The sequence below is a fragment of the Bacillus sp. FSL E2-8887 genome, from assembly GCF_038007205.1.
GTDB lineage: Bacteria > Bacillota > Bacilli > Bacillales > Bacillaceae_G > Bacillus_A > Bacillus_A mycoides.
Genome location: NZ_JBBOWS010000001.1, coordinates 2,024,420 through 2,040,482, shown reverse-complemented (window position 1 = coordinate 2,040,482; position 16,063 = coordinate 2,024,420). Strand labels below are relative to the sequence as shown.

Sequence of the window (16,063 nt, the reverse complement as noted above, 5' to 3'; positions counted from 1 at the left end):
AAGTTCTAACTTTATTTAGAAGCGGCAACAGACCATTCTTCCTTCCGAATAACTCTCTTCCCATTTATATTTTCAACATACTCATTTACATTTGCTAACTGATATAACTCTGGGAAAATTTCTTTCATATAGAGTTCATGTGCTATTTCATCTTGCCAATACGTTAATACTATGTAACGATTTTCAGTCTTTAAAGACTTCCCAACAACTCCACCTAACATTCCTTTTGCATTTTCCATTCCTTTATTCCAAATTGTTTCTTGCGTATGTAAAAAATACTTTTCTTTTCCTTCTTTCACATCGCAAATTGCAACTCTTACAAATGACCCTTGTGCAGTTACGTCTTTCAAAGGAGTTTCTGTTATATCATACAACGTTTGAAACATTTCAATATTACAGGAAATATATGTGCCTTCTTGATTACTATTTAAAAAAATTGTATCATGAGCATCATTCATGAATGATTGATATGCATTTCTATCTTCCCATAAAGTATATACACACGCTTCCCCTTCATTCCACCCACCAAATTGTCCATAGAATCCGTCTAAATACTGTAAATCACGCCATTTTTCTTGCGCATCAGAAAACAATTCCCTTTTCTCTTCTTCCACCTTGCAAAATATTGTTTTTAATAGCATTTCTAATCCCCCTTATGATACGGTTCATTTCCCACTTGCAATACTTTCTATTTTTCCACCAACGCAAACATTAATTTTACTCTCAATCACCTCTGCTTCTATATGTATTAGAGAATGGCGATTTATCTCATCCCCTTGTCCAACATGCATATTTATCTTTTCCGTTCCAAGATAACGATATTTTATAAGATACGCCGCTAAACATCCATTTGAGCTTCCTGTTGCCACATCCTCTGTGATTCCATAATAATCTGCAAAATCACGGACATTAAGATCATTGATCTCCTAACTAGAAAATTCCTAATTTTCCACAAATAACACAAGTTGATTACCTGAATACTTGCCTTGCGAGAATACATCCACAATGTAAAAATCCCAATATCTCTCCTCTCTTCTATTCTTCAATACAATCTGTTTACATAATGAAATTATAGTTTATTAAATTTGTATATTTTTCAAAGAATCCTCTGCTTTTTCTATCAACCAATCACCAAACGTATCTAAAAATGATAAGATTTCTTCTATATCTTTTATCGGTTCAATTACATATTGTAGTGCTTTCCTCATATTTTTTTCTTGTTCGGGAAAATGCTTACTAAATAACTCATATGCTGGATATAAGTCCCTGGAATACAGCCCTTCTCTATCAATTGTTAATGCTAGACCTGCCCTGACTACAATCTTCATGATCCAACGACAACAATCCTCTATATCATCTACGTCCTTATTATGAATTAACTCTTCGTGTGTTTGTTCAATTTGTTTCCGCAAATGAATGAGATGTTCATACACTATCTCCTGACTTACTTTATATTTAGGTAAATATAATTTTACGTCTTCACCTAATATACATACACTATGTGTCTGAATCATAAATCCTATAAAAGAAAAATCCTCTGAGTTTATTACTTCTTTTTCACTATAAAAACTTAACTCCACTCCTGATATACAATTAAACTGCTGTGTAATTTGGACTTCTAGCTCCTTTCTCCAGCTTAAGTCAATTACTTGAGGATTCTTTCGAACTAATATAATCATATCTACATCTGCAACCCCTTCTATCCCAATCCCTCTTGGAATAGAACCCCTTATATAAACACTGTGCAAATCATCCCGCAAAAATTGACAACAAGTATCCTTTATTTCTTGTATTACCTCCAAAAACACAGGCTGAATTTTATTAAAATGTGCATCGTTTATAATAAATCCTTCATCATCCACAGGACAAAAACGCCCTATTTTTTTTATTCTTGGCAATTTATCAACTCATTTCCCTATAAAATATTGGTTTATTCCACACATACAACAATTATAATTCAAATAATTCAGAATTGAAAATTTGAAAGTAAGACATAAATAATCCTACATTGTTACGTCCTATCTCTTTTATCACCATTCATTTTTCGAATATATAATAAGTAATCTCTCCTGAGATCATAAAATAGAAGATAAATTAGGAATACTAAAAAAATAAGTTTATTTACTATTTCAAAATAAAAAATGATTGCATTTCACTAATTGTATATCTATAATATTTTTATTGATTCTATACACAATCAATGCGTTTAAGTTTTTAATTTTATAATTCGGATGAACCATTCAGGAGAAGGTCTATTGATCTACCGACGGGGCAAAAAGTTGCTGAACCAACTTTGAAACTCTCAGGTCTTGTTTACAAGTAGAACTGCATGGGGACGAATCTCTGGAGAGACTCCCTCTCGCTTAATATAGCGCGGAGGAAAACGAGCACCGAAGGAGCAAATCCGCTAATCTAGCGGATAATCTCTCAGGTAAAAGGACAGAGACAAGCGAAAGAAAATGCCGATTTGTATCGGTTTATTTTTCTATCCCTTGTTTCTCCAGAGACCATTTCATTTCCTTGAAGTGGTTTTTATTTTTTCTAAAAAAGGAGAATACAGATGGAGACAGTAAGTAAAGTATTAGAACAAATTAATCAGTATGTGTGGGGGTTACCAACTTTGTTGCTACTCGTTGGAACTGGTATCATTCTCACAGTGCGCTTAAAAGGTTTACAGTTTAGTAAACTAATATACGCTCACAAGCTAGCTTTTAAAAAATCAGAGGATACATCATCTTCTGGAGATATTAGTCACTTCCAAGCACTGATGACAGCTATGGCTGCAACGATTGGTATGGGAAATATAGCAGGTGTCGCAACTGCTGTGACAATCGGTGGACCCGGCGCAATCTTTTGGATGTGGATTACTGCTTTATTTGGAATGGCAACAAAGTATGCCGAAGCAATCCTTGCGGTGAAATACCGTGTTAGTAATGAAAATGGTGAATACTCCGGTGGACCAATGTATTATTTAGAACGTGGTTTAGGGAAAAAATGGCTGGCTGTTTTATTCGCTATATTCGGCACAGCTGCTTCTTTCGGTATCGGTAATATGGTTCAATCTAATTCAGTTGCAGAGGCAATGCGAATCAATTTTTCTTTCCCTCCTGCATTAACTGGTATACTCATGTCATTCTTAATCGCTATCGTTATTTTGGGCGGTGTAAAAAAGATTGGTAGAGTTACTGGATATATCGTTCCTATTAAAGCATTCTTTTATATAATCGCTGGCCTTATTATTATTTTCTATCACTTTGATCAAATTCCAGAAGCATTTTCACTTATTTTTTCTGGTGCATTTCAAGGTACTGCAGCTGCTGGTGGTTTTATCGGAGCAACAGTTGCATCTGCAATTCAAATAGGAATGGCACGTGGTGTATTTGCTAACGAGGCTGGTTTAGGAAGTGCTCCTATTGCTGCGGCTGCTGCCAAAACAGATTCACCTGCAAAACAAGCTTTAGTTTCTATGACTGGTACTTTTCTAGATACATTTATTGTATGTACAATTACGGGGCTAGTATTAATTACTACAGGCGCATGGAAATCAGGTAAAACTGGTGTTGAAGCTACAACATTAGCATTCCAATCCGTATTCGGTACTGCTGGTAGTATGATTCTCGGTATCGCCATTATATTATTCGCCTACTCTACTATTTTAGGTTGGTCGTATTACGGAGAGAAGTGTGTAGCTTATTTATTCGGACAAGGTGCTGTACGATATTATAAAGCAATCTTTATCGTTATGATTGCAATAGGTGCTAATTTAAAGCTAGGTGTCGTATGGACATTTGCCGATATTGCAAATGGACTTATGGCGATTCCAAACTTAATTGGTCTAATCGGATTAAGTGGTATTGTTGTCGCTGAAACGAATCGCTTTTTACAAGCAGAGAAATTGAAAGAAAGTCATAAAAAACAGGCAAGTTAATCACTAAAAAAAGGAATGGCTCATTTATAATAAGCCATTCCTTTTTTCTCTATTTCAATTCCTTTCCCTCCTGAACCATATGTAAATAAAGTACAAAATCCATCATTGTAGATGAATAACCAAGTTGACGGATCATTGCTGTTATATTCCCTCTATGATATGTACCATGATTTACGACGTGTTGCACTAACTCTAAAATGGAAGTGTCTAATGCACCTGCATATGGGTTCTCAATAACAAATACAGTATTTACGTCTTGTATTCTACTTAAAAATTCTTTATATTGATTTGCCATGTTTTCAAACATTTTTTCTAATTCATGTAACGATTTAGTTTCGATTTGTTTTCGTAATTTTTCTCGGTTTTGTATTACTTCACTCATACTTTTACCATGCAATATGTGTAACCACACTTGATCTGTAATATAAATATGTACAAAAGTATCCTTAATTGATGGGAATACACTCTGTATCTGTTCATTAAAAATTGTCTCATAGTTTGGTAACTCTTTTAGTCGGTTGAATAATCGTGTATTAGCCCAAGCATGGTAATCAAACTGTTTTAACATGTAATCTTTCAATCTAAATCTCCTCCTTATTGTATGAAACGAATGTTTTGCTTCTTCATTTCCGCTTCTCTATCAGCTTTTACAATCCCTTTTTCTTTAACTTCATGTTTATTTATAGTTTTATATTTTACATATGTATAAAATTCCGTTTTAAATGGAAACGATGTAATTTGAATTGTTTCTTCATCCACCCATTCAGCTTGAATAGGCTTCTCCCCCTTACTATTAAACATTTCTGTTCCTTCAAAACCCTCTTTAAATAAATCAATTTCATCTTTCTTTTTTACACCAGGTTTATTCATACATACATATAAAGAAAGTTCATCACAAAACTTTAATAATCTATAATGTTTATCAAACATCGCATATTGTTCTTTTGTTAACGTTTTCAAAATTCTTTTTTGTCGTTCCAATTCATTTTTATAAAAAGACATCATCTCTTCATCTTCCTCATTTAATGAAAATGATAAAAAGTGCTTACTACAAAGTAGCGCCCCGTATGGATTTGACTCTTCAACTGCATTCAAACCAATCGTATAAAAAACAAAGCGTAATGAACTTGGACAATCCATAAATGTATATGGAATATTTTTAGTATCATTCAAAATTGGTACTTTATCAAGCTCTATCCATCCTCTATCATGCTCATATATAGCATCAATTGTCTCTTTTAAGTATATTTTATCTTCAAAAAAATCTTCTATTATATGTCTTGCAATTTCACCAGCTAAAAAACCATGATCATGTTGACGAATTAATATACTTTCTTTCTCATTCTTTTCACGAAAAATCATCCGTATATTCCCCCTCATCCTCATATTACAGCTTGTTGTATGCATCAATTCTTAATTAATCCCTAAATATTAGCAGGGATTCAGTTTCTTTCAACGAAATTAACATAAATATACAGCATTCTTTCTAATCACAAAGTTAGCTTTATCTTTACTAACCATTATACTAAAACATTCATTCTAAAAAAATTTTTATGAGGTGAAAACATGAACAAAACAGAATTAGTTAAAAATGTAGCACAATCAGCTGATATTTCTCAAAAAGATGCTTCTGCAGCTGTACAATCCGTATTTGACACAATTGCTAATGCATTACAATCTGGCGATAAAGTGCAACTAATCGGCTTTGGAACTTTTGAAGTGCGTGAAAGATCTGCTCGTACAGGGCGTAATCCGCAAACTGGAGAAGAAATTCAGATTGCTGCTGGTAAAGTTCCAGCATTTAAAGCAGGAAAAGAATTAAAAGAAGCTGTTAAATAAACAAGAAACCAGCCATTTTATAGGCTGGTTTCTTGTTTATTGTTTAGTTCTTATTTAAGCAGTTCCTTTATATTCTCTGCATGATACACTTCACAAATATAAAATACACATTTGCAGTTACTTACAATTTGATATTTTCTAGTTGGATAAACATTCGCCGCAACAGAACATCCATCAAACAATTCGATAATATTTCCAGATGGCTGATATCCTTCATATAATACATTTCTTCTTACTTCCATCTTTTCTATAAGGTTTTCAACAGGAATATTTCCACTCTCTAATTCACTCTTTATTGTATCCGGTAAAAACGAAGTGTCTGCAAAAATTAGATTTTCAGATAACACCTTACCTTTATAACTAACATTAGATACGCGATAAAAAAATGTTCCGTTTTTATCAAAGAAATTCTTTGCTTCTTTCGGAATGTATTGTCTATCGAGCGCTTCCTGTTCAAGTACATCAAACTGAACTGTATCTTTTACAAGTTTTTCTAAAGCTAGAATAGATGACGTATTTCTAGAAAACAACATATCTTTAATTGCCTGTACATTATAAGTTAATTCAGTTTTTCTATTTTCCGCTACTAACATGAGGAACACCTCTTCTATAAGAAATTTTATTAAAAATTAACGATGATTTAATAGCAATCCCGCGTCTAACTGCGTAATTTCAGTTACTTCTTTACTAAATATTGCAATAGAAGCCATATAATCTAAACTAGGTCTTACATCTTCCATCATTGTATGTTCTGCTAACTCTTGTCTATCTTTAAAAATCAACAATTTTGGAGGGTCATTTGGAGCTGATACTGTAATTTCTACTGGTGGGATCAATAGTCCTTCACCTGTCGCTTTCAGCACTGCTTCTTTTCGAGTCCAATATGTTAAAAACCCTTCTAGTCGCTGCTCATCAGGCAACTTCATAACTTGTGCTATTTCAATGTCTGTTAATACGCCCTCTGCCATTTTCATAACATCTACATTTGGATTCATTTGCTCAACATCAACACCCACAGGTGCAGATTTAGTAAATGCAACAACAACCCACTCACCCGAATGTGAGACTGATATTTGCGGCATACCTTCTGGTAACTGTGGTCTGCCATGTTGTAATTTACATACTGGGCACATTCGATCAATTGGCACTTGGACTGGCGACATAGAAAGTACCTTTCCAAGTACTAATCTACTAATTACACAACCTATTATAAAACGCGCACGGTCTGCCGAATGATGATATGAATTTGCTTTCTCTCGCTCTACATCATTTAGTAAATTGTAATGCCATGATTGTAAATCTGAAATTCTTGCCCACCATATTTGACAACTATTCTCATTAAGAGTTGGTACAGAATCTACAACTTTACTCTCTATCATGTAAACTCTCTCCTTTTAAATGCCAATATTACTTTATTTCAAAAGAGTATTAGCATGCTGCAACTCATTCATTTACAACTTCTTTCTCTTTTTGTAATACAGATAACGGCTTTTTATTCTTCTTTGACATTACCTCTTTATCAGAAATACGTAAAGAAAATAGTAATGCTATGAGTAAAAATATTGCTGATCCAATTAATGCTGCTTGATATGGTAAAAAATCTGACTGTACATTATTCTGTACGTTATTACTTCCAAAACCAGATAGTATACTAGCTAAAACAGCAACTCCTATTGCAGATCCTAATCGGTTTTGCACATTGAATATAGTAGTTGCTCTCCCCATAGAAGGTGGTGCAATATTGTTAAAAGCAGAAAATTGAACCGCACCGACAGATTGACCTAAGAAAATACCAATGCCAAACAATAGTGCCCGAATTTGCCATGGATTCGTATCATGATTTACAAAACTTAATAAAATAAAGATAACCGCCGTACTTACTAATCCAATAGAGATTACCTTTCGAGCTCCTAATTTCTTATATGACCATGGTACAATCTGCGAAGAAATCATTAATCCAATCGCCTCTGGGAATGTAGTAAGACCCGATTCCAGCGCGGAAACTCCTATTACATTTTGATACATAAGCGGAAAAATAAATAACATTCCTAGTAAACCAGCTGATGAAAACAACGAAATAAGACTCATTTTTCTAAAGACCGGTTCTTTTAATAAGCGTAAATCTAACATCGGTTGCTTTACTTTAAGTTCTACAATAATAAACAATGTAAGTAATACAATCCCAGCTATCCCAATACTAATTATTTCTGGAGAAACCCAACCTTTTGACGGGCCTTGACTGAGTGCATAGATGAGCATCGCAAAACCTGGTGCTGAAAGAACAAAACCGAGAGAATCAAAACGACCAGCCGATTTTTCAATATGCTCTGCTAAAAATAGAAGTCCAAATAGCAACGCAATGATGCCAAACGGCAGATTAATATAAAATGCCCAGCGCCAAGACATTTGATCTACAAAGAAACCACCAATAATTGGTCCGATCGCTGGTGCTACAGCAATTGGAAGTACAATAAATCGAGAAATTTTTGGTCTTTCCTCTGGTGAAAATGTTCGGAATAACATCGCCATCCCGACTGGTGTTAAAAGTCCGCCACCAGCACCTTGAATGATACGAAAAATGTTTAATGAAGTAATATCATTAGCAATTCCACATAGTGCAGATGCAATTGTAAAAACGAAAAGGGCAGTTAAAAATACTTTTTTCGTACCAAAGCGATCTCCTAACCAACCAGAAATCGGAAGGAAAATAGCTAAGCTAACTAAATACCCAACATTTACAGTCCCCATTGCAGATGGGGGCACTTGCAGTTCTTTGCTTATCGTTTGCAGTGCTACATTCACAATCGTTGCATCCATCGCAGCCATAAACATCGCTGTTATATAAACGATGCTTACAACTACTTTTGGATTAATTTTTACTTTCATTATTGTTTTCCTACTAATATTTTTTCGCTAATTTGATTTTTTTTCGGCTCTAAATCATTCCAGTTAACTTCAACGTATTCTAAGCAAACTTGTCTGCTAGCTTCTTCATGTACGACATTCCATCCAATTGGTACATCGAGAAAGGCAGGCCAGAGAGAATACTGGCCCTCCTCATTCATTAATACTTTATATGTGTAATTATCATTTTCAAATGGATTCGTCATACTTTACTTACCCCTTTCTTATTCTGCAAATATTTCGCTAGCACTTGTCCAATTTCTGTAAGTGGACCTGGCTGACATAAATCTTTATGTCTACAATCAATGTCATGCTGCACGATTTCCCCGTCTAAATAATTTAGCCACGTATTTGGAGAAATAGGATCAAACCAGTCTGGTATAACAGTAGATCTAAAGAATAAAATATCCCCGTTATAAACTTTTGGCACGTATTTCCCTAACAACCCTACTGAATTTACATATGTTTCTTTCAAGTTTAAAATAGTCTCTTCCTCAAGACTTGCTAATGCACTTCCATCTTTGCGAAGTATTGCAACCGCACTTTCCATAGTAAGTGGTTTACCATCCATGTTATCTGGATCATATCCACCTAAAGCAAGTAATGCGATTAACGCTTCTTCTTCAGTAGGTGCTTCCGTATTCGGTAAGAAGTGACCTGGATACGAATCAAGCATAACGAGTAATTCTACTTCTTCCCCTTCATTTTGAAGTTGCGCCGCCATTGCATGAACAACATTTCCTCCAAGCGACCATCCGAGTAAACGATATGGTCCGTGAGGCTGTATTTCACGAACGTGTTTTAAATAATCCGCCGCCATCTCCTCTAAGCTTTTTGGAAGTTCTTCATTTTCAGCGATACCACGTGCTTGTACACCATAGATTGGATAATCTGTTCCTAAAGATTTCATAAGTCCTGCATAGCACCAACTTAATCCACCTGCTGGATGTACGCAAAATAATGGTAATTGATCTCCGCTTGCTCGTAATGGAAGCAACACATCAAGTGCACTTTGACCATTCCCCATTTCAAGTCTTTCAGCAAGCCCTGCAACAGTAGGTGCTGCAAATAAAGTTCCGATATTTAGTTCAACTCCAAGTGCCTCTTTAATGCGACTCATCAGCTGCACTGCAAGAAGTGAATGACCACCAAGATCAAAGAATCCATCATCAATTCCAATTTGAGACACACTTAAAACTTCTGTAAACAAGTCACATAACATTTCTTCTTGCGGTGTTCTCGGTCCGCGGCTAGAAGATGATGCAATAAATTCTGGAGCTGGCAATGCCTTTCTATCTAATTTACCGTTTGGAGTTAAAGGTAACTCATTTACTACTACAAAAGCGTATGGAACCATATAATCTGGCAAACTACCTCCAGCATACTGACGCATTTCATTCGTATCGATCGTTTCATTATTTGATGCGACGATATAAGAAACTAATCGTTTATCCCCTGGTTGATCTTCCCGTACAATAACAGCTACTTGTTCAACTTTAGGATGTTTCATTATTACCGCTTCTATTTCCCCTAATTCAATTCGGAATCCACGAATTTTAATTTGATGATCTGCACGTCCTATATAGTCTAACGTCCCATCTTGACGCCAGCGCGCTAGGTCTCCTGTACGATACATTCTTGTACCTGGCTTACCAAATGGATCTGCGATAAAACGTTCAGCAGTTAATCCTGCTCTTCCTAAATATCCACGAGCGAGCCCTGCACCTGCAACATATATTTCTCCAACTACTCCAGGTGGCATCGGTTGTAAATAGTTATCTAATACGTATACTTTAAGATCCGGTATACTGCACCCGATTAAACTATTTGCTCGTAAAGATACGATACTTTCATCTAATTCAATATAACTAACATGTACCGTCGTCTCCGTTATTCCGTACATATTAATAAGCTTCGGTGCGTTATAAGGATGACGACTATACCAATCTTCTAATCGACTTAGTTCAAGTGCTTCTCCGCCAAAAACAACATATCGTAAAGATAATTTTTGACCAACCTCTTCATTTTCACGATCTGCTTGCATCAATTGATAGAACGCTGATGGAGTTTGGTTTAAAACAGTAACCTTTTCCTTAACAAGAAGCTGTAAAAATTCTTTCGGCGAGCGACTTACAGTATGTGGTACTACAACTAAACGCCCTCCATATAATAAAGGTCCCCAAATTTCCCAAACCGAGAAATCAAAAGCGTATGAATGGAACATCGTCCACACATCGTCTGCGTCAAATTGGAACCAATGATCAGTTGCTCCTAAAAGTCTTACTACATTTTGATGAGGTATCATAACGCCTTTCGGTCTACCTGTTGATCCTGACGTATAAATAACGTAAGCAATATGTGAAGGAGATAACGGCTTCATGCGCTCCATTTCATCTATATTGTCTTCACTATATTTCTCAATTTCTTCTATTACGTTCACATCATCAACTAAAATCTTTAGTGCCTCATCACATTCAATTTCCACATCTGAATTTGTTAAAACACATGATGGTTTCGCATCGTCTAGCATAAATGAGATACGATCTGACGGATAATCCGGATCTAACGGAAGGTATCCCGCACCAGCTTTAAGAACAGCAAGTAAGCTTACAACCATATTTAAAGATCTCGGCATCGCTAAAGCAACAAGTTGATCAGGACCGATTCCTTTCGCTATTAACAAACGAGCTATTTTATTCGCTTTTCTATTTAACTCTTCATAAGTTAGCTTTTCATCTTCAAAGACAACAGCAATAGAATTTTGATTTACATGAGCCTGCTTTTCAAATAATTGTGGCAATGTCATTTCAGGTACAATTTGAAAACCACCATTCCACTTTTCTAAAACTGTATTTCGCTCTGCTAAAGTTAATATTTCTAATCTACCAATTGATTGATCCGGATGTTTCTCTGCATCATCTAATAATAGAATGAATCGTTCTATTAGTTTTTGAACCGTTTCACGTTTATATAAATCGGTACTAAACTCTAACAATCCGTGTAAGCCGTTTGGAGTACCATCAACTCTGTTACTCTCGCTAATTTCAAATGTTAAATCAAATTTTGCAGAACCAACACTTTGAATTTCAAGGCTCGCTTCTAAATCCGGTACATTAAACGTTGCTTCTGGCGTATTTTGGAAAGCTAACATAACTTGAAACAGCGGATGACTATTTCGAGTTCGTACTGGGTTTAACACTTCAACAAGTCGTTCAAATGGAACATCTTGATTTTCATAAGCTGCAAGGTTTACCTGTTTCACTCTATTTAATAATTCTTTAAAACTTGGATCTCCTGATGTATTTGTGCGTAACACTAATGTATTTACAAATAAACCAACTATATCCGTGAGTACATCGTCGTTTCTTCCAGCAATCGGACTACCTAATGGTATATCAGTTCCAGCACCTAATCTTGTAAATAAGGCACTTAGTCCTGCTTGCAACACCATAAACAAACTAACTCCATTTTTACGAGCGAGCTCCACTAACCTACTATGCATACCTTCATCTAAATGAAAATGAATTGTTTCCCCGCGATAACTAGTTTCAATTGGGCGCTGGTAATCTGTAGGTAACTCCATTTGATCTGGTAAACCTTTTAACTCTTCTTTCCAAAAATCTAATTGTGTTGAAATAATACTGTCTGGTTTTGTTTCATCACCTAATAGCTGTTGTTGCCATAGTGAATAATCTGCGTATTGAACTGGAAGGGTTTCTAGTTGAACACTATCACCTTGACATCGTGCTTTATAAGCCGCTGTAAAGTCTCTCGTTAACGCTTGTAATGACCATCCATCTCCTACAATATGATGCAAAAGAATTAGTAAAACATGTTCGTTTTCACTCACTTTAAAAAGTTGCAAACGAATTGCTGGTTCGATATCAAGATTAAAGCTATATCTTACAGCTTCAGACAGTGTACTTTCTAATTCATCCTTACATGTATTTGTTATAATCATTTTTAAATTCAATTTATCCATTTCTAGAATTCTTTGATATGAACTGCCAAGTGAATTCGGGAAAATCGTTCTAAGTGTTTCATGTTTCTCAACTACATCATAAAAGGCACCTTGCAGTGCTTCCTCATTCAGTTTTCCAGACATACGAATGACTAACGGAATATTATAAGTAGGACTTGGACCTTCTAAACAATTTAAGAACCATAACCTGCGTTGTGCAAATGAAAGTGGAACTTCATTTGGCCTACTTACTTTCTTAATAGCTGGCCTTGCGCTTTTTGCACGATCCAACTGGTTCGCTAATTCAGCAACAGTTGGTGATTCAAATAGCTTTCCGATTCCTAATTCTACACTTAACGTTTCACGAATTCTTGCCATTAAACGAGATGCAAGAAGCGAATGGCCACCCATTTCAAAGAAATTATCATCTATACTAATTCGCGAAACACCAAGTACTTCAGCAAATAAATCACATAATATTTCTTCTTTCGGATTTCTAGCAACTCTCTCATTGTTCATTCCATTAAAATCAGGAGCAGGTAATTTCTTTCTATCAACCTTACTATTTGGTGTTAATGGTAATTCTTCTAGCACAACAAATGCCGATGGCACCATATAATTCGCTAAACTTTCTGAAACATAAGAACGAATTTCCGAAAGATTAATTGGTTCCTTCTCTTCGGCAACGATATACGCAATGATTCGTTTATCATTTGGACGATCTTCTCGTACCATTACCACTGCTTGTTGTATATTTTCATGTCGTTGTAATACCGTTTCAATTTCAGCTAATTCAATTCGGAAACCGCGAATTTTAATTTGATGATCTGCGCGACTAATGTACTCTAACACACCATCGTTACGCCATTTCACAAGATCACCTGTGCGGTACATACGTGCTCCATCTTTTCCATAAGGGTTTGCAACAAACCGTTCAGCCGTTAACGCTGGTTTTCCTAAATATCCGTTCGCAAGTCCTTCTCCTGCAATATATAATTCACCGATAACTCCAGGTGGAACAGGCTGTAACCCTGCATCCAAAACGTACACTTCTGTATTCCAAATTGGTCTTCCAATAGGAGGGATACCATTTTCACTGTCATCAATGTTCATGAAAGTAGACCAAATAGTCGTTTCAGTTGGTCCATATAAGTTAGTTATAGAGCAACCTAATTCTTTTAATTTATTTGCTAAATGTGCCGGAAGAGCTTCACCGCCAACGAGTACGTTTAGCCTTTGTAACCTCTCTGGATATTCAGTTATTAACGCCTGCCAGAGCGTCGGTGTAGCTTGCATAATTGTCGCTCTTTCTTCTTGTAACAATGTCGTTAACGCAGAAGGCTCTTGGATTACCTCTTTTTGTGCAATTGTTAAACTTGCACCACTAATAAGAGGTAAATAAATTTCTAGAGCAGAAATATCAAACGCAAACGTTGTAACTGCTAATAAATGATCGTTTTCATTTAATGAAAACATATCTTTCATAGCTAATAAGAAGTTACTTAAACCTTTCATAGTAACAATTACACCTTTTGGATTTCCGGTTGATCCTGAAGTGTAAATTGTATAAGCTTGGTTTAAAAGTGATTCATCATTTTTAAATGGTAGATTCATATGAGAATATGTTTTTAACGCTATTTTCGTTTCTTCGCTATCTAATATGATTTTTTTAATATCATTTTCTATAACTAAAGTAGATGAAACAGATGAATGTGTTATGATACAAACTGGATTTGCATCATTTACTATATAATGAATTCGCTCGGCTGGGTATTCTGGATCTATCGGTAAATACGCTGCACCAGCCTTTAGAACTGCTAGCATACTAACTACCATTTCTATTGATTTTGGAAATGCTAAGGCAACAAACTGATTTGGTCGTATTCCTTCTTCTAATAAATAGTGTGCTAGTTCATTCGCTCGTTCATTTAGCCCTTTATACGTAAGTTTTATCCCGTTACAAGTAACTGCTATTTTATTTGGATTTTTTTGTACTTGTTTTTCAAATAATATAGATAGATTAATTAGCTCTTCAGCTTTCTTAGTTTCATTCCATTCCAATAAAACTTTATGATTTTCTTCAGGAAGAGTAATGTTTATTTTTCCAATCGGCTCGTCTTTGTGATAATTATTTATCACTAATTCTAATAGATTCATAAATCTTTCTTTATGCAATGCTAGTTCCGTATCGCTATATACTTCCGGATTCGCATCAAAATGAATCATTAACTCATTTTCATCGAAGCGCTTATATACATTAATCGATAAGTCATCGACAGGTCCTGCTGATAAATTATGTGTAATACCACGATTTCCAGCAAAGATAAGCCCGTAATCAAAAGGCATAACATTCACTAACGGCCCAAACAACCTTTGATTTTCACCTAGTAACTTTAAGTCTCTTCTTAATTCCTCATGACGATATTTATGATGACGACGTACGTCTCGAATTTCTTTAGAAACTTGCTGTATTAATTCTGCAAAAGTTATATTTGGAGTTAACTTTAGACGAAGTGGAACTAAATTCATTACCATGCTAGGTGTATGAATAGATACAGAACCAAGACGCCCCATCATCGGTAAACCTAAAACAATATCATTTGCACCTGTTAATTTATGCATATAAATACTTGTTACAGCTACAACAAATTCGGGCCAACTCGTTAACGAAATATTAATATCTTCTAGTAAAGTTTTCGTACTAGCATTTGATAGATAAGCAGTTTCTCGTAAAAATCCATTTGATGTTCTCGGCGCTCGTTCTGCTAAACTTATAACTTCCGGTTCATCTGCAAACTTTTCTAGCCAAAAAGTACGATCTTCCTGAATTTGTTTAGATTCACGATACTCATTATCTTCTTGTACAATTTTTGCAAGAGAACCAAATGGCTTTTCATTCTTATTTGTTTCTTCTATAAGTGATGTATACTCATTCGCTATCTTTTGGCTAAGAAGTGAAAATCCATAGCCATCCATCACAATGTGATGGATGCGCTGATACCAAAAGAAACGATTATTTTCAACTTGAATAAGTGCTTCAGTAAATAATTTATCTTCTTTTAAATCTATCGGTACAGATAAATCATTTTTCATCCATACTTTAGCAGCTTCTTCAGGATTTTCTTCTTTACGAACGTCAATAAAATGCATATGAAACGTTGACGATTCCTCAATAACTTGCCATGGGCCAATTTCATCCTCTTCGAAACGAACATGAAGTGCTTCTGCTTCTGTTATAACTTTACATACAGCTAACTCGAAAATTTCTTGATTAATATTTCCGTTTATTTCTATATATTCCCCAGTATTATAAATCGGATTAAGCGGATCTAATTGTTGCGCAAACCACATACCAGACTGCGCAGATGATAACGAATGACGAATCTTTTGACTATTAGGCATTCTTTACTACCCCTTTATTATGTAGTCTA

12 protein-coding genes and 1 riboswitch are annotated in these 16,063 nt (G+C 35.3%); of the genes, 2 read left to right on the top strand and 10 right to left on the bottom strand.

From position 1 onward, the window contains the following. Positions 1-11: 11 nt before the first annotated feature. From NSQ08_RS10200 to NSQ08_RS10190, 3 genes are all read right to left on the bottom strand, one after another. A complete protein-coding gene (locus NSQ08_RS10200) occupies positions 12-641 on the bottom strand; it encodes a YdbC family protein (RefSeq protein ID WP_061674684.1) in 630 nt (209 codons plus the stop codon). Between the two features lie 24 nt (positions 642-665). After that, positions 666-923 (bottom strand): PhzF family phenazine biosynthesis protein, encoded by a 258-nt coding sequence (locus NSQ08_RS10195; RefSeq protein WP_080448095.1) that lies wholly within the window; start codon positions 921-923, stop codon positions 666-668. Positions 924-1,079: 156 nt separating this feature from the next. Continuing rightward, on the bottom strand, positions 1,080-1,898 hold the full coding sequence (locus tag NSQ08_RS10190) for a hypothetical protein (protein ID WP_002085716.1): 819 nt from the start codon (positions 1,896-1,898) through the stop codon (positions 1,080-1,082). Between the two features lie 435 nt (positions 1,899-2,333). Next, a riboswitch (glycine riboswitch) is annotated at positions 2,334-2,453 on the top strand. A gap of 107 nt (positions 2,454-2,560) precedes the next feature. Between NSQ08_RS10190 and NSQ08_RS10185 the strand changes: the two genes are divergently transcribed. Further along, complete coding sequence (locus NSQ08_RS10185) at positions 2,561-3,928, top strand: alanine/glycine:cation symporter family protein (protein WP_002012784.1); 1,368 nt, start codon at positions 2,561-2,563, stop codon at positions 3,926-3,928. Between the two features lie 49 nt (positions 3,929-3,977). Here NSQ08_RS10185 and NSQ08_RS10180 read toward each other — a convergent pair whose 3' ends face one another. Together NSQ08_RS10180 and NSQ08_RS10175 are read right to left on the bottom strand one after the other, a co-directional pair. Then, a complete protein-coding gene (locus NSQ08_RS10180) occupies positions 3,978-4,508 on the bottom strand; it encodes a DinB family protein (RefSeq protein ID WP_340774211.1) in 531 nt (176 codons plus the stop codon). A 14-nt stretch (positions 4,509-4,522) separates the two neighbouring features. Continuing rightward, positions 4,523-5,290, bottom strand: a complete 768-nt coding sequence (locus NSQ08_RS10175) for a DUF3891 family protein (protein WP_088045577.1) — start codon at positions 5,288-5,290, stop codon at positions 4,523-4,525. 204 nt (positions 5,291-5,494) lie between these two features. On the opposite strand from NSQ08_RS10175, the gene NSQ08_RS10170 reads away from it, so the two are divergent. Beyond that, the gene (locus tag NSQ08_RS10170; RefSeq protein WP_002012780.1) at positions 5,495-5,767 is read left to right on the top strand and encodes an HU family DNA-binding protein; all 273 of its coding nucleotides are present in this window, start codon (positions 5,495-5,497) and stop codon (positions 5,765-5,767) included. A gap of 50 nt (positions 5,768-5,817) precedes the next feature. Here the strand turns inward: NSQ08_RS10170 and NSQ08_RS10165 are convergent, their stop codons facing one another. The 5 genes from NSQ08_RS10165 to NSQ08_RS10145 all read right to left on the bottom strand — a co-directional run bounded on the left by NSQ08_RS10165 (position 5,818) and on the right by NSQ08_RS10145 (position 16,034). After that, entirely contained in the window at positions 5,818-6,360 is a 543-nt protein-coding gene (locus NSQ08_RS10165) for a cold-shock protein (RefSeq protein WP_340774201.1), read from the bottom strand. A 36-nt stretch (positions 6,361-6,396) separates the two neighbouring features. Next, positions 6,397-7,146: a 4'-phosphopantetheinyl transferase Sfp gene (sfp, locus tag NSQ08_RS10160; RefSeq protein WP_256485172.1), complete on the bottom strand. Its 750-nt coding sequence runs from the start codon at positions 7,144-7,146 to the stop codon at positions 6,397-6,399. A 64-nt stretch (positions 7,147-7,210) separates the two neighbouring features. Further along, entirely contained in the window at positions 7,211-8,653 is a 1,443-nt protein-coding gene (locus NSQ08_RS10155) for an MDR family MFS transporter (protein ID WP_215560389.1), read from the bottom strand. Then, on the bottom strand, positions 8,653-8,877 hold the full coding sequence (locus tag NSQ08_RS10150) for an MbtH family protein (RefSeq protein ID WP_000184075.1): 225 nt from the start codon (positions 8,875-8,877) through the stop codon (positions 8,653-8,655). Before NSQ08_RS10150 ends, NSQ08_RS10155 begins: the two co-directional genes overlap by 1 nt. Next, entirely contained in the window at positions 8,874-16,034 is a 7,161-nt protein-coding gene (locus NSQ08_RS10145; protein ID WP_340774187.1) for an amino acid adenylation domain-containing protein, read from the bottom strand. Before NSQ08_RS10145 ends, NSQ08_RS10150 begins: the two co-directional genes overlap by 4 nt. Between the last annotated feature and the right edge of the window lie 29 nt (positions 16,035-16,063).

Coding starts and splice junctions, on each gene's coding strand:
- NSQ08_RS10155 (WP_215560389.1), bottom strand. CDS start 8,653: ATGAAAGTAAAAATTAATCCAAAAGTAGTTGTAAGCATCGTTTATATA.
- NSQ08_RS10200 (WP_061674684.1), bottom strand. CDS start 641: ATGCTATTAAAAACAATATTTTGCAAGGTGGAAGAAGAGAAAAGGGAA.
- NSQ08_RS10175 (WP_088045577.1), bottom strand. CDS start 5,290: ATGATTTTTCGTGAAAAGAATGAGAAAGAAAGTATATTAATTCGTCAA.
- NSQ08_RS10170 (WP_002012780.1), top strand. CDS start 5,495: ATGAACAAAACAGAATTAGTTAAAAATGTAGCACAATCAGCTGATATT.
- sfp (WP_256485172.1), bottom strand. CDS start 7,146: ATGATAGAGAGTAAAGTTGTAGATTCTGTACCAACTCTTAATGAGAAT.
- NSQ08_RS10165 (WP_340774201.1), bottom strand. CDS start 6,360: ATGTTAGTAGCGGAAAATAGAAAAACTGAATTAACTTATAATGTACAG.
- NSQ08_RS10145 (WP_340774187.1), bottom strand. CDS start 16,034: ATGCCTAATAGTCAAAAGATTCGTCATTCGTTATCATCTGCGCAGTCT.
- NSQ08_RS10185 (WP_002012784.1), top strand. CDS start 2,561: ATGGAGACAGTAAGTAAAGTATTAGAACAAATTAATCAGTATGTGTGG.
- NSQ08_RS10150 (WP_000184075.1), bottom strand. CDS start 8,877: ATGACGAATCCATTTGAAAATGATAATTACACATATAAAGTATTAATG.